A 16,872-nucleotide genomic window follows, 5' to 3' on the forward strand; every position below is an offset into this window, starting at 1 on the left:
CCCTTGCGCCCACCAGTATCGCCATGGACTGGCGGTACTGCGGTTGGCCCGACCAGCTTTGGCTGCCCAGTGCCATGACCGCAATCCCGCCTCCCCCGCCATCGCGATAACCATGTGCCGGGGCTGCAATCCGACCTCCCCCTCCATGGCGGGTGGCGAAAGCCCGGGACTTGGCAACACTTGATGGGGATAACCTGCATCAGGAGGGTCTGGATGAGCAGAGTCACATCAGTTGTCATGGGCGCCGCGGCGCTCTTGCTCCCCCTGGCGCTCTTGCCGGGGCTGGCGGGCGAGGCCCGGGCCAGCCCGGCTCTCGGCCAATTGCAATATCTCACCGAAGAATACAGACCCTACAACTTCAGCGATGAGAGGGGGGCCCCCACCGGGCTCGCCGTCGAGCTGCTGCAACTGGTGTGGCAGAAGACCAATACCCCGCCCCAGCCCATCACCATGCTGCCCTGGGCCAGGGGTTACTACCTGCTGACCCAAAAACCCAACGCCGTGCTCTTCTCCACCGCCCGCACCGAGGCCCGCAACCCGCTCTTCAAGTGGGCCTGTCCCATCGGCTACGCCGAGATAGTGCTGATGGGGCTCGCCAAGCGAAACCTCAAGATCCGCAAGCTGGAAGATGCCCTGAACTACAACATCGGGGCGGTGCGCACCGACGTCGGGGAGCAGCTTTTGCTCAACAACGGCTTCGATGAGCAGAAGATCATGAGTGCCAACCGCCTCTCCCAGGCCCTGCGCATGCTCACCTCGGGCCGGGTCGATCTGATCTCCACCAACAAGACCACCCTGCAGGATCTCATCAAGGCCCAGCAGCTGGATCCCGCCCTGTTCACCGTGAGCTGGGTGTTGAGCTCCGAGCAGTTCTGCTACGCCTTCAGCCATCCGGTGGACGATGCCCTGGTCAAGGAGTTCCAGCACGGCCTGACCCAGGTGCTGGCAAGCAGCGACTTCCGGCTGCTGCAGGCCAAGTACTTCCCCCTCCCCTGACCGGCCTTCGCGGGCCCCCCCGATAGTTTTCAACCCCGCTGGCGCCGCCATGCGCCAGCGCCTTTTCCTGCGGCGATGGCGGAGGCACGCCAGAGTCGACTGTCCGGGCCATCATGCCTGGTGCCCAGCACACCGGCTCCGGCACGGGCCATGAACACGGCAATGACTTTCCCCCCTCTGGCTGCACTCACGGGATGGGGGGGGTGAAAAGAGGAGGACCCGGGTGATCCCTGTGATGGGGAATGGACGCAGCTCTTTGAGCGACAAGGGGCTGGCAGAGCGCGGCAGGCTTGTTGACGGATCTCGTCGATAGGCGAGGATACAGGCGGCGTCGAGCGTAGCGATGGCGACGGCGACGGCGACGGCGACAACAGGATGCCCATCGCGGCATGACGACCGCTATTTATGGCTACCTAGGCAATTCGGAGCAGTTAAACTACGAGGCAAGAATAAAAAACGAAGCGCAAACCACCTAACAATTCACATCAAGGCAGTACAAGAAACTTTATAAAGTGGCTTGTTTCCAGCCAGAGGCCGTGCCTCCCACGCCACCAGGGCCCGCAGGGTGCCTTTCAGCGTCTTCCCGGCCAGCAGATGCCCCTGCAGACAGGGCGTCGCGCCATGTCACGACCCTATCTGCCACAGCCCTATCTGCCACAACCTGTCTGCGTGATCCTATTTGACCCGCATCAACCGGTGGCTCACCGCTCCCACCGGGAGCTCGATGGCCTGGGAGCGCACCATCTCGTCCACCTGGCGCAGCATGGCCCCGTCATAGCCCATGCGCACCATCCACTGCATGGGCTCCTCGAAGCTCCCCTCATTGACGACGAAGGTGTCGGTGTGGGTGTCGTGCAGTATGCTGACCACCCAGATCCGCTGCTGAAACTCCATCAGATCGGCGGCCTTTGCCGCCAGGGTGCGCACTGTGCTGATAAACCGGTTGGCCATGGTCGAGGCTGCCTGTGATGAGAAGAGTTGCATCCTAGCATCGCCGTCGTCGGGGCAACAATGCGCGGCATCAAGTCGGGGCGATCGGCCTTCACCGTCCAGCCTGTTCACCCGCTGGCTCAGCCCTGCGTGCGGCGCATCCGCTTGACCGCATACATGCTGGCATCTGCCAGACGCAGGGCTTCCTCGATGCTGGTCTCGGCGGGATTGACCGCCACCACCCCCACGCTGGCCCCGGGGTAGTGCAACGTCTGGGCGGGCAGCGGCAACTGCAGCACGCTCTGCTCGAACAAACGACGCTGGAAGCGCAGCACCGCCAGCTCCTGCGCCTCCTCCTCTGGCAGCGGACCCATGCCCACCACCACGAACTCGTCCCCGCCGACCCGCGCCAGCAGATCGCCGCTGCGAAGGGCCGAGCCCAGCCGCTGCGCCACCGTGGTGAGCAGCAGATCCCCCGCCTCGTGGCCATGGGTGTCGTTGATCTGCTTGAAGCCGTCGAGATCGATGAAGGCGACCAGCACGGGGTGGCCGGCCCGCGCCGACAGGGAGAACAGCAGCGGCAGCTCCAGCATGAGGGCGCGGCGGTTGAGCTGCCCGGTCAGGGGATCGCTCAGCGCCTGGCGCGACAACTCCAGATTCGCCTGCTGCAACTGCACCAGCAGTTGCTCCCGCTCCACGTGCTCGGCGATGAGCATCGCGAAGAAGGCGATCAGCTGCTCGGAGCCCGGCACGCAGGGTTTCTGTTTGGCACTGGCGGCGCAAAGTGTGCCGTAGAGCGACCCCGAAGGCGTGCGCACCGGGCTGCTCAGATAGGTGCGAATGCCGAGCTCTTGGGCGGCATCGGAATCCCCCCAGCAGTCGGCCACATTGCCCGTATAGAGGCGCCCCTCGTTCATGGCGCGCCGGCACAGGGTATCGCTCCAGTCCACCGAGAGCCCCTCCGGGATCTGCAACTCCGCCACGTTGCGGGCGAAGCGGATGTGCTGCCTCTCCTCCCCGAGGTCTATCTCGGTGAGGTAGGTCGACTCCAGTCCGGTCACCGCTTCCAGCATCTCCAGCAGCGGCCGGGTCAGGCTCTCCAGATCCCGCGCCCGGGTGACCTGTACAGACAGGGCCTGCAATATCTTGTCCATGCCGATCTCCAAGCTTGCATGTTATCCATGGATAACCTTACCCAAGCCGGGCATGACCCGACAAGCGAGAGCGGGCCTCAGCCCGGCAAAATTCCACCCTTTTCACACTTTGACGGCGCGCCGCCCGGGCTTTGCTTCGGCCCCCGACCCGGATGCAGCCATAATGTTGAGCCAGCGCAAATATTCATTCATTTCTGACGTTTAACCCATCAAAGCCATAGATCAGACCAAGATGGCTCCGTAAGATGAGTCTGAACCTGACGCGAGCATACGATTGGCGACGGTTCACGACGCACGCTGGCAGCCACAGTCAGGCGGCAGCGTCCCTGACGGATGCCAGCCCGGCATCCCGTGCCTCGGCGAGGGGCAATCCCCTCTCCCCCTGCGGGAGAGGGTCAGGGTGAGGGGTCGGTAACGTCATTATCCGATTACACGGGTGCGACAACGGTGTCAGCATGGCTGCACCATGCAGATGCGCCATGCAGGACGCGAGGACGCCGTCCTCGACGGGGTTTCGCCACCACTGCACGGCTTGGCGAGTGACTTTGGAAAGACCCAAAGTCACCAAAGGTCTACTCCCCCACTTGTTCGCCCTCCTGCGTCGGGTTCCCTCGGCTCACCCGTTTGTCCCACGGCACGCGCCGATGGGCCATCCCTGGCCCAGCGCCGCTCGCTCGGCGTCCAGCCTCGCAGCCTGGACAAACAGGCTCACCTCGGCGAACAACAGGGGGAAAACCTACCCCATCAGCCCCAAGGTCAAATGGTCGCACTTATGCAACAAGTGAAATCTACATGATTACGTGGGTGAAAAATAAATTTGAATACAACAAACGACGCATAACCTTATTTCCACAATGCCCAATTACGCTTCACTAATTTAACCATGCCTCTAAAGACAATATTAACAGGATGACAATAAACAATGGTTAACGTAACAGACAAAACGAGAGAACTGATACTGGGGATCTGGGATGATGATTATTACATTGTTGCGGCAGGAGATCAGGCTCCGACAAAAAATGAGGTAATAACACTTGGAGAGAAATATGGAATTAAATTTCCAGATGACTATATCTCTCATGCAATGGGAGCGCTAGGTGGATTTTTTATAGAGGTTAAAGAAGAGTTGTGGCCATATGCAGAAGTATTGGCTGTGGCACCATTTTGGGAGTTTTTACGAGGTGTTTATTCTTACGCTTATAGCGAAGACGCTCCTGAATGGATGAATATACATATAGCAGCAGAACAATTCAAAGAGTTGGGGCACAATGTAATTCCAGCTCTCAAAGTTTGGGCTGATGCCAATGTCTATTGTTATAATGAAGAGGGCCGACTGGTAAAATATTTGCATGAAGAGAATACTTTCGAGCGCGTAGATAAAACCTGGTTTCAGTTAATCGAACACGAACTTAATGAACTAGCTGAAAGGAAAAACAGAAAACTTAATAAATAGTCTATCAGACTGCACGTATTCATAATCATTAATTCAATGCTATTTATGATAGCTAAGGCTTGTTGCTGCTAGCATTGAAAAAGCAATGGCCTTCGTCCTGACTTTGTGCTCTCATCTCGGCGAACAACAGGGGCAGCCCGAACCTTCAGCCCCGAAAGCAGTTAACAGCCACTGTCTATTCGGGACAATGATCAGGAGAACTGTTATCTCTGATTCAGCCTCTCGCCCACCGTATGGCTAAACCAAATTGTCGCACCTAGATAACAAGTACAATTGACATAATTTTATCGGCTAAAAACTTAAAACAAGTACAGTAGCAAGCGACTGTACCTTCCTATCGGGGATTGGGCGTTATATTAAATTCCGGACAGTGAGTATCAGCCACGTTCACAAATACTTCTCGAACTCACGATTACGCTTCGCTAATCTAACCTACGTCCCCTATTTATACAGGAAACTCAATATGTTTATTGAAGGTGGCCAAGAAGAAAAAAGATTACTTATTGAGGCTCTTTCTAGATACAATTATTTCCCCAATCAACGATTAGGGTTAAGTGAACTACCTCCATCATTTGACTCTAGACAGTTTACTCCAGAAGTCCTGACTTCTCTCGTTAAATTACCAGCAGCAAAAGTAAGAAAAACTTTAGGGTATAGTCTTACAGAGTATCGCTCAACAAGATTCAATAACATTCCTAGATTACTTGGAATTATTCATCCAAAAGCTTACTCACATCTTGCAAACTGTATTCACGAGAATTGGGATGAAATAAGAAAAATAACCAAAAACCATTGCAGCCAAATAAAGCCAACTTTTCATCACAATGAAAAGCGCCTACTCGTCATGAATTACGACGATCCATCAGAAAAAATTAGACGAGCCCTATGTGCTGAGTTTACAAAGCGTTTTAGAGTACATGCAGATATTAGCAACTGTTTTCACAGTATATACACACATGCAATTCCATGGGCCATTGTTGGTGTTGAAGAATCTAAAAGACGACTTAAAGACAACGAGAAAAAATCTTGGCCTGAAGATCTAGATTTTCATCAAAGAAGAACCAAAAGAAATGAAACTCAAGGTATACCAATTGGCCCTGCTACATCAAGTATCTTGGTAGAGGTTATTTTACAATCTGTAGATGAAGCGCTAAATCGAAAAGGATATCACTTCATAAGGTATATCGATGACTACACATGCTATTGTGATACAAATGAACATGCTAATGACTTCATATTGGATCTAGAAAATTACTTATCTATCTACAAACTCACCCTAAACTTAAAAAAAACATGGATTGAGACATTACCAGCGCCAACAGAAGATGAATGGATATTAACATTAATTTCATTCCTCCCTAGCAGATTGGCCAATGAACACGACGGTGAAAATAAATTAACAACATCAGAAACGTTGACATTCATAAATCAAGCGATTCGTTTAAATAAAACGACGCCTGATGGTAGCGTGTTGAAATATGCCATAAGCATCATTCTTAATCACATTGATGATTATGCTGCAATCAACTTACTAGATTCTGTTATAAATTTATCTTGGCACTACCCCGTTTTAGTTCCCTTAATTGATAGAATCCTTGATCTAACAAACTATCCTGCTGAACAGATACTAGAGCAACTGAATAGGATAATCGATGTTAATGCACTTTCAAGACGGTCAGATGGTATGTGCTGGCCATTACACATAATGTTGAAACATAATTTAATATGCGATGAAGAAACTGCAGATAAAATTATAAAAAGCCAAGATTGTGCCGCATTATCTCTATTGTTAGAGCAAAATGAATACAACGATAAAATTATTAATTTTACAAACAAAATAATATCATCAGATCTATATACTAAAGACAACTATTGGCTACTGCTATATCAATTGTATTTCAAGGGAATAATTAATGCACCGTGCCAAGAAATAGAGGAAAATGCTGTCTTTAAGACTTTAAAACAACATAACGTAAACTTCATACCTAGAAACTCTAAAACTAAACATGAAGAGAAATGTGATGAAATTCTCAGAGCGATACAAGCTGAGCAGCTTAAAGATATTTTTTCAAACACACCTGTTGAGTTTTAATCCCCCCCTCAATCATAGATTTCACATTTATCTATTCGGTACCTACAGTGTGATAGGCACTAAAGATTAGAACGGAAACCAAAAAAATATTTTCCGTTGGCTAATTCTGTTTGGTCTCCAAAAGTCACTTGCCAAACAGCGCTGCAGCAGTAAAACACCATCGAGAATGGTATTTTCACTCAAACAAAAAAACCGCAGCCTTGAGCTGCGGTTTGTATTTCTATTTCCCCTCTTGCACTGCTCTCCCCTTTCAGCGGAAAAGGCGGTCAGCATGAACACTAAAGCCACGGGCGGGCACGGTATTGGTTCCCCCTGCAAACCGCCGAGTCGAGTTCAACGGGTCAGGAGCGCCATCAGGGATGATGGCGCAGCCGCAGCCGGCACAGGGATGTGCCGTCTGCGGCGCTCCGTCCGACCCGTTGGACGAGACGAGGGAACCCGCGAAGCGGGCGGTTTGCCGGGGGAGAAGACTTTTGGTGACTTTTGGTCTTTCAAAAGTCACTCGCCAAGCCGCGCAGCGGCGGCGAAACCTCTTCGAGGGCAGCCCCTCGCGTCCTGGATGGCGAAGCCATGCCATTAAGGCGTTGGACGACATGCAACCGAACCAAGGAATGAGGTTAGCTCCCCTCACCCTGGCCCTCTCCCACAAGGGGAGAGGGGATCAGAGCGCAGACCACCGGGGCTTAAGCAGAGCGCAGAGGCTTAAAAGGTGTCGAGGGAAAAGGCACAAACAAAAACCGCAGCCCTTGGGCTGCGGTTTTTTATTGGGTCAACCGGTTGGCGCGAGCAGAGCCACCGGCCTTAGGCACGGCGCCAACTGGTTTTGCCGGCGCTGTCTTCCAGCACTATGCCCATCTCGGTGAGACGGGCTCTAGCGGCATCCGCCGCGGCCCAGTTCTTGTCGGCGCGAGCCTGGTTGCGCTCCACAATCAGGCGCTCGATCTCGGCCACTTCGTCGTCGGCCTCGTCACCCTTCAAGAAGGCATCCGGATCCTGCTGCAGAATGCCGAGCACGGCGCCGAGCTCGCGCAGACGGGCACCGAGGCCAGCGGCGACAGCCATGTCTTCGGCTTTCTGGCGGTTGATCTCGCGCACCAGGTCGAACAGGGCGGAGTAGGCTTCCGGGGTGTTGAAGTCGTCATCCATCGCCTCCTTGAAGCGGGCCACCTGCTCCTCCCCACCGGCAGCCACGGCCACAGGCAGATCGCGCAGGGCGGTGTACATGCGCTCCAGGGCGGCGCGGGCCTGCTTCAGGTTGTCTTCCGAGTAGTTGAGCTGGCTGCGATAGTGGCCGGACATCAGGAAGTAGCGCACGGTCTCGGCGTCATAGTGGGCCAGCACGTCGCGAATGGTGAAGAAGTTGCCGAGGGACTTGGACATCTTCTCTTTGTCCACCATCACCATGCCGCTGTGCATCCAGGTGTTGACGTAGTCGCCACCGTGGGCGCAGCAGGACTGGGCGATCTCGTTCTCGTGGTGCGGGAACTGCAGATCCGAGCCGCCGCCGTGGATGTCGAAGTGGTTGCCAAGGTGCTTGGAGTTCATGGCGGAGCACTCGATGTGCCAGCCGGGACGACCCGGGCCCCAGGGGCTGTCCCAGGTCGGCTCGCCAGGCTTGGACATCTTCCACAGCACGAAGTCCAGCGGATTGCGCTTGGCATCCACCACGTCGACCCGGGCGCCGGCCTGCAGCTGTTCCAGATCCTGGCCGGAGAGCTTGCCGTAATCGGCGAAGGACTCGACGATGAACATCACATCGCCGTTGTCCGCCACGTAGGCGTGCTCTTTGGCCAGCAGGGATTGCACCAGTTCGATAATCTCGTGAATGTGCTGGGTGGCACGGGGTTCGACGTCAGGGCGCACCATGCCGAGGGCATCGAAATCCTGGTGCATGTCGCCGATCAGACGCTCGGTCAGCTCGTCGCAGGTGACGTGGGTCTCGGCGGCACGCTTGATGATCTTGTCGTCCACGTCTGTGACGTTGCGCACATAGTTCAGCTCATAGCCGCTGTAGCGCAGGTAACGGGCCACCACGTCGAAGGCGACGAAGGTGCGACCGTGGCCGATATGACAGTGATCGTAGATGGTGACCCCACACACATACATGCCCACCTTGCCCGGGTGGATAGGTTTGAATTCTTCTTTTTGACGAGTGAGTGTGTTGTAGATCTTCAGCATCTTTAGACCACTGCCTGTGAGTAAAATGGTCTGACATTCTAACCGCATCCGGGGGAGAAAACGAGGCGCAAAACGGGCCGGATCCTGCACCGCTGCCCTTCGCACGCCACATTGGTATCACGCCAGCGCTATGCCGGGCGCCCTTGTTGGGCTAGAATTGCCACCACTTTATGCCATACACCCGTGAGCCCGGCGCGGCTCACCTCACAGACAAGGACAACCTCATGGTTACTCTGCACACCAACCACGGCGACATCACCCTCACCCTGAACGCCGAGAAAGCCCCGGAAACCGTGGCCAACTTCCTGCAATACTGCCGTGACGGTCACTACGACAACACCATCTTCCACCGCGTCATCGACGGCTTCATGATCCAGGGCGGCGGCTATGCCCCTGGCTTCGAAGAGAAAGAGACCCGCGCCTCCATCAAGAACGAGGCGGCCAACGGCCTGTCCAACAAGATTGGCACCATCGCCATGGCCCGCACCTCCGAGCCGCACTCTGCCAGCGCCCAGTTCTTCATCAACGTGAACAACAACGACTTCCTGGACTTCAAGTCCCCGACCACCCAGGGCTTCGGCTACTGCGTATTCGGTGAAGTGACCGCTGGCATGGACGTGGTCAACAAGATCAAGGGCGTGAAAACCGGCAACTACGGCCGCATGCACCAGGACGTGCCGACCGAAGACGTCGTCATCACCAAGGTGACCCTTGCTGACTGATTGCTGCCATCTCGGCACTGACACAACTGCGGCCCCGGCCGCAGTTTTTCCATCTGCGCTGGCATCCGGTGCAGACGGCGGCCCGAACTGGCGCCGCCTCGACTACCTGGCCCAGGGCAACCCGCGCCAGCGCTCGGCCCACGCCCTGCTTATGTCGGGAGTCTGGGATGAGCTGGCAGCTCAGTGCCAGGATCTCGCGCTGGTCAGCACGGTCGCCATCGGGCTGGATCGGCCCGGCAGCGATCTCGATATTATCTGCCAGCACGCCTCACCCACCGCCTTCGCGAAGCACCTTGCCCGGCACGGCTGGCAGGTCAGCGACAAGGGTCAGCAGGTGTGGCTCGCCGAGCAGACCCATGACGGCCCGGATGGCCAGGCATGGCCCGTCGAGCTCTATATCACCCAAGCGCCCATCGAGACGCGCCACGGCTGGCGCCACCTCAGCCTGATGGCGGCCCTGCTCGAGCGCTTCGGTCACGACTTCTATCTCGCCGTGCTCGCCCTTCGCCATCATGCGGATCTCAAGGGCGAAGCGGCCATCTGCCGGTTGCTCGATCTCCCCGGTGACCCTTATCTGGCCTTGCTGGCCCTGGAGGGCGAGGATCTTGACCGGATTGTCTGGTCAGCAGCATCCTGCTCGCCTCGCACCGGCGACCTTCCCTTACCATGACGCTCAGGACCCCATGAACACCCTCTTTATCAGCGATATTCACCTCAGCGATACCCGCCCCGATATGACGGCCGCCCTGGTGCGCTTTCTCGAACAGGACGCTCCCGGCGCCGATGCTCTCTATGTACTCGGGGATCTGTTCGAATTCTGGGTGGGAGATGACGACCCCAATCCACTCCATCGCCAGGTGGCGGATGCCTTCTTCGCCCTGAGCCAGCAAGGGGTACCCCTGTACTTCATCCACGGTAACCGTGACTTCCTGCTGGGCAGGCAGTTTGCCAAACGCGCCGGCATGACGCTGCTCGGGGACCCTTGCGTCATCGACCTCTACGGGGAGCGGGTACTGCTGAGCCACGGGGATCTGCTCTGCACCCTGGATGTGGATTACCAGAAGTTTCGTCGCATCACCCAGCAGAAGTGGCTGCGCTGGCTGTTTCTGCGCCTGCCCCTCCCTCGCCGCCAGTCCATCGCCTACAGACTGAGAGGTCAGAGCCAGATGGAGAATGCCGGCAAGCAGCAGACCATCATGGACGTCACCCCGGCGGCGGTGGACGCCATGTTGCGCGCCCATGACTGCGCCCTGATGATCCACGGCCACACCCACAGGCCCGCCATCCACGAGTTCAAGCTGGATGGCAAACGGGCGCGGCGTATCGTGCTGGGAGACTGGTTCGAACAGGGGTCCATTCTGGTGTGCTCCCCCGCCGGGCAGCGACTCGAGACCCGTTCACTGGCGTAAACGATGCAAACCCGCCGGGTGGATGGTTCTCATATGACCATTTCTGACCAACCCGAGTCCCTAGCGGGATACATTCCAATCCACTGCGTATACTCTAGGTCTCTCACATAGCGAGGATAGAGTGATGGGATTTATTACCTGGATTGTATTGGGACTGATCGTCGGCATTCTGGCCAAATGGATCATGCCGGGCAAGGATGGTGGTGGTTTCTTCATGACGGTGATCCTGGGCGTGATCGGTGCCATGGTGGGGGGCTATGTCAGTACCCTGCTCGGCATGGGTGACGTTACCGGCTTCAACCTGCCGAGCATCATCATCGCCACCGTCGGTGCCCTGATCGTGCTGTTTATCTACAACAAGGTACGCAGCTGACAGACCCGCTTTCCCTTGGCATAGTGCGCGCCCTCACGGGCAAAGATCCGAAACCCAGTGTTTCGGATTTTTTATGGGCGCGATCCAAGAAGTGACGTACATCAGGCAAGGGGATGACTGGTAGGAACAGACCGTATCCATTCCAGACGATGGGACAGAACCGACGCAAGTAATGGAGCCGGCAAACTTGCAAGATGGGTGAATCACTACCCAGCACGAGTACGGGGTAGTCCCAGCAAAAAACGCTGTCGCCACTTTGGCGCCATTTAACCAAAAACAAAAAGGCCGCTATTGCTAGCGGCCTTAGTAAGTCTTTGATCTTAATGGTGCCCGAGGCCGGAATCGAACCGGCACGCCGCGAACGGCGAGGGATTTTAAATCCCTTGTGTCTACCGATTTCACCACTCGGGCACCGTAATCGGTATCAAGTCCGCGCGGCGGGCTTGTCAATATGGAGGCACGTTCCGGAGTCGAACCGGACTAAACGGATTTGCAATCCGCTGCATAACCGCTTTGCTAACGCGCCATGCAAAGGAGAGTGAACTCTCGATTGTCTGAATTTGGAGCGGGAAACGAGACTCGAACTCGCGACCCCGACCTTGGCAAGGTCGTGCTCTACCAACTGAGCTATTCCCGCATCGGTCTGGCTGATTGCCTGACTACGAGGACGCATTCTAGCGATGTTCCTCGCCCAGTCAACCAAAAACATTTAATACGCTGATCGTTCGGGCATTTTTTGCCCTTTCCCGCACTTTTGCCCCTCATGACCGTTTCCTGGCACCAAGGGCCGGGAAACGAGGGTTTGTGAGGAGAAAAACTAGAAGCGGGAGTGATAGCTCAGATCGCCCCACGCGGCCTTCATGTACTGGAACATGGACCAGAAGGTGAGCACGGTCGCCACATAGAGCAGCACGTAGGCGAGCCATACCATCCAGATGTCGTACTGCCAGATGAGGCCGGTGAGCGACACCATCTGGATCATGGTCTTCCACTTGCCAATCCAGCTGACCGCCACCGAGGAGCGCTTGCCAAGCTCGGCCATCCATTCCCGCAGGGCGGAGATGATGATCTCGCGGCCTATCATGGTCATGGCCGGGATGGTCACCCAGATGGTGTTGTAGTGCTCGACGATGACCACCAGGGCCGCCGCCACCATGATCTTGTCGGCAACGGGATCGAGGAAGGCACCAAACGCGGTGGACTGGTTCAGCTTGCGGGCGAGATAGCCATCAAACCAGTCGGTCGCCGCCGCCAGGATGAAGACGATGGCCGCCGCCACATAGGCCCACTGATAGGGAAGGTAGAACAGGATGACGAAGACGGGGATGAGCAAAATCCGAAAAAACGTCAGCAGGTTAGGAATATTTGTCATTATTTTTCAGCCACTTCTTGTATGCCGCTACAGGGTAGCCCCAAGCCGATTGCCGATGCAACCGGGCGGTGCCCGTCTTGGTCTATGGATCCGTCAATAACCTCAGGATGCCGGTTATTATGGCATTGGCAGCCCCCCGACGTCACGGCTCTTGTATGCCGAAACGGGGCTTTGCCAGATCCCACCGGGCCCGGCGCCCCTGTGCAATACCCTGATCGCCCAGGATGATCCCCACGCCGATATGACCCTGTTTCTATCACAGCGAGTGCAGGGCATCGTGGATGGACTGGGCCAGTTCCTGGCTGATGCCGGGCACCTTGGCGAGCTCGTCCACCCCCGCCTTCTTCACCTCCTGCAGGCCCCCCAGGTATTTGAGCAGGGCCTGCCGGCGTTTGGGCCCGACCCCGGGAATATCCTCCAGGGTACTGGTGGTGCGGGCCTTGGCGCGCCGTGCCCGGTGGCCGGTGATGGCAAATCGGTGGGATTCGTCGCGAATGTGCTGGATGAGGTGCAAGGCGGGCATATCCGCCGGCAAGTGCAGCTCTTCGTGGCTATCCCCCATGATGAGGGTCTCCAGCCCCGCCTTGCGGGTCACCCCCTTGGCGATCCCCACCAGCAGCGGGTGTTTGCCGCCGAGGAACTCGAGCTGTCGCGCCAGGATCTCTTCGGCCCGGCGCAACTGGCCGAGGCCGCCGTCGATAAACAGCACATCCGGCACCTTGTCCGGCTCCTGCTGCTTGCCAAAGCGCCGCTCCAGCGCCTGCTCCATGGCGGCGTAGTCATCCCCGCCGGTGATGCCGTCGATATTGAAACGGCGGTATTCGGAGCTGAGCGGCCCCTCCCGGTTGAACACCACACAAGACGCCACGGTGCGCTCCCCCATGGTGTGGGAGATATCGAAACACTCCATGCGGGCGATGGGAGCCTCCAGTTCCAGCAGCTCCTCCAGCTGGGTGAAGCGGGCCGTGATGGTACTCTTGTGGGCGAGGCGCGAGCGCAGCGCCGTCTCGGCGTTGATGGCGGCCAGCTTGATGAAACGGGCCCGCTCGGAGCGAGTGCGGCTCTGCACCCGCACCTTGTAGCCGGCGGTCTGGCTCAGGGTCTCGGCAATGACGCTTTCATCCTCCAGCGCCACGTCCAGCAGTACTTCGCTCGGGATCTGCCTGCCCCCCTGCCCCGACAGGTAGAACTGCAGCAGGAAGGATTGCACCACCTCGTCGAGCGGCGTATCCGCCGGCACCTTGGGGAAGTAGCTGCGCGAACCCAGCACCTTGCCCTGACGGATGAAGAGCACATGGATGCAGGCGGTACCCTGTTCGAAGGCCACCCCCACCACATCCAGCTCGTCCAGCACGTTGCCGCTCACCGATTGCTGCTCGGTGACCCGGCGCAAAGCCTGGATCTGATCCCGGTAGCGGGCCGCTTCCTCGAAGCGCAGATCGCCGCTGGCGGACTCCATCTTGCCCACCAGCTCCCCTATCACCTGCTGGTTCTTGCCCGCGAGGAACAGCTTGGCCAGCTCCACCTGCTGGGCGTACTCCGCCTCGCTCACCAAACCCGCCACACAGGGGCCGGCGCAACGCTTGAGCTGATAGAGCAGGCAGGGACGGGTGCGGTTGGCATAGACGGCGTCCTCGCACTGGCGCACCGGGAAGATCTTCTGCATCAGGTGCAGGCTCTCGCGCACGGCGCCACCGGACGGATACGGGCCGAAGTAGTCCCCTTTCACCTTGCGGGCGCCACGGTGGACGCCGATGCGAGGATGACGATGGCTGGTGATGATGATCCAGGGGTAGGACTTGTCGTCCCGCAGCAACACGTTGTAGCGCGGCTGGTACTGCTTGATGAGGTTGTGCTCGAGGATCAGCGCCTCGGTCTCGGTGTGGGTCACCGTCACCTGGATGTCGGCTATCTGGCGCACCAGGGTGCGGGTCTTGATGCTGTCGACATGGGTGCGAAAGTAGGAGGCGAGCCGCTTCTTGAGATCCTTGGCCTTGCCCACGTAGATGACGGTGCCGCCAGCATCATACATGCGGTAGACACCGCTCTGGTTGGTGACCGCACTCAGGAAGGCCTTGCTGTCGAAATGGGGTTCAGGAGAAGGGATCATCGGCGACTCGATTCAGGACAAGATTCTCGGGGGATCATACTGCGCCCCGCCACCGGAAAGCAAAACCGAGCGGCGACAGAAGCAGCCAGGGCCATCAAGCAAAAAGGCGGCCCGGGCCGCCTTTTTCAACACACTCAACCCGATCAGAGGGTATCGGCATCCAGCATGCCGTAGCGAATGGCCAGATGGGTCAGCTCCACATCCCCGTTGATGTCGAGCTTGCTGAACAACCGGTAGCGGTAGCTGTTGACCGTCTTCGGGCTCAGGTTGAGCTGCTCGGAGATGTCGGTCACCTTCTGCCCCTTGGTGATCATCATCATGATCTGCAGCTCGCGCTCGGAGAGGGACTTGAAGGGGTTCTCGTCCGCCGAGGCGAACTGGCTCAGGGCCATCTGCTGGGCAATCTCCGGGGAGATGTAACGCTGGCCGGAATGCACCAGCCGGATGGCGTGGATCATCTCGTCAGGCGCAGCCCCCTTGGTCAGATAACCGGCGGCACCCGCCTGCATCACCTTGGTCGGGAACGGGTTTTCTGAATGAATGGTCAGCACTATGATGCGCACATCGGGCCGGATCCGCAGGATCTTGCGGGTCGCTTCCAGACCGCCGATCCCCGGCATGTTCATGTCCATCAGGATCACGTCGGGGTGATGTTGCCGGCAGAAGGCCACGGCCGTCTCGCCGCTCTGTGCCTCGCCCACCACCTTGATCCCGCGGACATCTTCCAAAATGCGTCTTATCCCTGTACGCACCAACTCATGATCATCGACCAGGAATACATTAATCACCCATACACCCCGTTTCTTATGTCGTTATATGCCAGTTAGGGTTAACACGGCGTCTTGCATCATAACCAAACTCGGTGATTTGGCAAACCATGGCCGGTAAAAGTTTGAAACTCTCCATTAATGCCGTTTTAAATCAACTAATTATGTAAAGTTTCAACCAAAAACGGCGCCTTGAGGCGCCGTTTCGGGTCTGATTGCCGTGATCTTTCTCAGGGGGCCAGCAGGGCACGCACCTTGTCCAGATCCCGCTGGGTATCCACGCCCACGGGGGGGGCCTCCAGCGCCTGGGCCACGTGGATCTTCTCCCCGTACCAGAGTACCCGCAGTTGCTCCAGCGCCTCGATCTGCTCGAGGGCGCTCGGCGCCCAGTCCACGTAACGCTGGATGAAACCGGCGCGATAGGCGTAGATGCCGATATGGCGCTGATAATGCGCCCCGATCTCTGCGTGGCTCTGGGCAAAGCGATCCCGATCCCACGGAATGGAGGCGCGACTGAAGTAGAGGGCATAGCCTTGGCTGTCGGTCACCACCTTCACCGCATTGGGATTGAACGCCTCTTCGGCATCCTGGATGGGCACGGAGAGGGTCGCCATGGGGGCGCTGGCACTGGCCAGGTTGTCCGCCACCTGGCGGATGATGACGGGGGGAATGAGGGGCTCATCCCCCTGCACGTTGACGATGATGGTATCGGCGGCAAAACCATAGTGACGGCACACCTCCGCCAGACGCTCGGTGCCGGACTGGTGATCCGGGGAGGTCATGCACACCTCGGCCCCCGTCTCGCTGGCGACCGCAGCCAGTGCGCTTTGTACCCGCACGTCGTCGGTGGCGACGATCACCCGATCCGCACCGGACTGCAGGGCCTTTTCCACCACGTGCTGCACCATGGGCTTGCCATGGATGTCCGCCAGCGGCTTGCCCGGCAGCCGGGTCGAGGCGTAGCGGGCCGGAATGACGACGACGAAGCTCATGGGTTCAGCTCTTCGAGTGCCAGGGCGCGGGCGCGGTTCTCCAGCAACACAGGTATCCCCTCCTCCAGCGGATAGGCCAGCTTGTCGAAGCGGCAGACCAGCTCATGGGCGGCCTTGTTGTAGTGCAGCTTCCCCTTGCAAACCGGGCAGGCGATGATGTCGAGCAATTTGATATCCAGTGCCACAACGAAACTCCTTTGACGATTTCGGACAGGCGATCCCGGTCAGTAATGCCGGGCAATCCAGTGGACATGTCCGGCGCCGATGACGAGTACCCCTGCGGGCACAGGCCTGGTATTCACGCCGGACATCGCCATATTTTCA

15 protein-coding genes and 3 tRNA genes are annotated in these 16,872 nt (G+C 57.4%); 7 read left to right on the forward strand and 11 right to left on the reverse strand.

Annotation, left to right across the window (positions count from 1 at the left end; all coding sequences use genetic code 11):
- Positions 1-237 precede the first annotated feature (237 nt).
- Positions 238-996 (forward strand): substrate-binding periplasmic protein, encoded by a 759-nt coding sequence (locus ACW5W7_RS05915; RefSeq protein ID WP_349922484.1) that lies wholly within the window; start codon positions 238-240, stop codon positions 994-996.
- A gap of 675 nt (positions 997-1,671) precedes the next feature.
- On the opposite strand, the gene ACW5W7_RS05920 is transcribed toward ACW5W7_RS05915, so the two are convergent.
- Together ACW5W7_RS05920 and ACW5W7_RS05925 are read right to left on the reverse strand one after the other, a co-directional pair.
- On the reverse strand, positions 1,672-1,947 hold the full coding sequence (locus ACW5W7_RS05920) for a hypothetical protein (RefSeq protein WP_456501091.1): 276 nt from the start codon (positions 1,945-1,947) through the stop codon (positions 1,672-1,674).
- A 119-nt stretch (positions 1,948-2,066) separates the two neighbouring features.
- Positions 2,067-3,080: a diguanylate cyclase gene (locus ACW5W7_RS05925; protein ID WP_349918400.1), complete on the reverse strand. Its 1,014-nt coding sequence runs from the start codon at positions 3,078-3,080 to the stop codon at positions 2,067-2,069.
- A gap of 922 nt (positions 3,081-4,002) precedes the next feature.
- Between ACW5W7_RS05925 and ACW5W7_RS05930 the strand changes: the two genes are divergently transcribed.
- Together ACW5W7_RS05930 and drt4 are read left to right on the forward strand one after the other, a co-directional pair.
- Positions 4,003-4,533 (forward strand): hypothetical protein, encoded by a 531-nt coding sequence (locus tag ACW5W7_RS05930; protein WP_456501092.1) that lies wholly within the window; start codon positions 4,003-4,005, stop codon positions 4,531-4,533.
- A gap of 463 nt (positions 4,534-4,996) precedes the next feature.
- Positions 4,997-6,625 (forward strand): antiviral reverse transcriptase Drt4, encoded by a 1,629-nt coding sequence (drt4, locus tag ACW5W7_RS05935; protein WP_456501093.1) that lies wholly within the window; start codon positions 4,997-4,999, stop codon positions 6,623-6,625.
- A gap of 801 nt (positions 6,626-7,426) precedes the next feature.
- Here the strand turns inward: drt4 and cysS are convergent.
- Positions 7,427-8,803, reverse strand: a complete 1,377-nt coding sequence (cysS, locus tag ACW5W7_RS05940) for a cysteine--tRNA ligase (RefSeq protein ID WP_456501094.1) — start codon at positions 8,801-8,803, stop codon at positions 7,427-7,429.
- A gap of 224 nt (positions 8,804-9,027) precedes the next feature.
- Between cysS and ACW5W7_RS05945 the strand changes: the two genes are divergently transcribed.
- The 4 genes from ACW5W7_RS05945 to ACW5W7_RS05960 all read left to right on the forward strand — a co-directional run bounded on the left by ACW5W7_RS05945 (position 9,028) and on the right by ACW5W7_RS05960 (position 11,307).
- Complete coding sequence (locus tag ACW5W7_RS05945) at positions 9,028-9,525, forward strand: peptidylprolyl isomerase (RefSeq protein WP_456501095.1); 498 nt, start codon at positions 9,028-9,030, stop codon at positions 9,523-9,525.
- Complete coding sequence (locus ACW5W7_RS05950; protein ID WP_456501096.1) at positions 9,515-10,195, forward strand: DUF4269 domain-containing protein; 681 nt, start codon at positions 9,515-9,517, stop codon at positions 10,193-10,195. The genes ACW5W7_RS05945 and ACW5W7_RS05950 overlap by 11 nt, the downstream gene beginning before the upstream one ends.
- A gap of 13 nt (positions 10,196-10,208) precedes the next feature.
- Positions 10,209-10,934, forward strand: a complete 726-nt coding sequence (lpxH, locus tag ACW5W7_RS05955; protein WP_456501097.1) for a UDP-2,3-diacylglucosamine diphosphatase — start codon at positions 10,209-10,211, stop codon at positions 10,932-10,934.
- Positions 10,935-11,058: 124 nt separating this feature from the next.
- Complete coding sequence (locus tag ACW5W7_RS05960) at positions 11,059-11,307, forward strand: GlsB/YeaQ/YmgE family stress response membrane protein (protein WP_349918414.1); 249 nt, start codon at positions 11,059-11,061, stop codon at positions 11,305-11,307.
- Between the two features lie 324 nt (positions 11,308-11,631).
- Here the strand turns inward: ACW5W7_RS05960 and ACW5W7_RS05965 are convergent.
- The 8 genes from ACW5W7_RS05965 to ACW5W7_RS06000 form a co-directional block, all read right to left on the reverse strand.
- Positions 11,632-11,718 (reverse strand) — tRNA-Leu (locus ACW5W7_RS05965).
- Between the two features lie 41 nt (positions 11,719-11,759).
- Positions 11,760-11,833 (reverse strand) — tRNA-Cys (locus ACW5W7_RS05970).
- Between the two features lie 35 nt (positions 11,834-11,868).
- A tRNA-Gly gene (locus ACW5W7_RS05975) sits at positions 11,869-11,944 on the reverse strand.
- A 180-nt stretch (positions 11,945-12,124) separates the two neighbouring features.
- Complete coding sequence (gene pgsA, locus ACW5W7_RS05980) at positions 12,125-12,679, reverse strand: CDP-diacylglycerol--glycerol-3-phosphate 3-phosphatidyltransferase (protein WP_100861136.1); 555 nt, start codon at positions 12,677-12,679, stop codon at positions 12,125-12,127.
- Positions 12,680-12,935: 256 nt separating this feature from the next.
- Entirely contained in the window at positions 12,936-14,789 is a 1,854-nt protein-coding gene (gene uvrC / locus ACW5W7_RS05985) for an excinuclease ABC subunit UvrC (protein WP_434662970.1), read from the reverse strand.
- Between the two features lie 143 nt (positions 14,790-14,932).
- Positions 14,933-15,577, reverse strand: a complete 645-nt coding sequence (uvrY, locus tag ACW5W7_RS05990; RefSeq protein ID WP_349918418.1) for a UvrY/SirA/GacA family response regulator transcription factor — start codon at positions 15,575-15,577, stop codon at positions 14,933-14,935.
- Positions 15,578-15,786: 209 nt separating this feature from the next.
- Positions 15,787-16,548, reverse strand: a complete 762-nt coding sequence (kdsB, locus tag ACW5W7_RS05995; protein ID WP_456501098.1) for a 3-deoxy-manno-octulosonate cytidylyltransferase — start codon at positions 16,546-16,548, stop codon at positions 15,787-15,789.
- On the reverse strand, positions 16,545-16,733 hold the full coding sequence (locus ACW5W7_RS06000; protein WP_100861139.1) for a Trm112 family protein: 189 nt from the start codon (positions 16,731-16,733) through the stop codon (positions 16,545-16,547). The genes kdsB and ACW5W7_RS06000 overlap by 4 nt, the downstream gene beginning before the upstream one ends.
- Positions 16,734-16,872: the final 139 nt, after the last annotated feature.

It is taken from the genome of Aeromonas intestinalis (genome assembly GCF_054052485.1).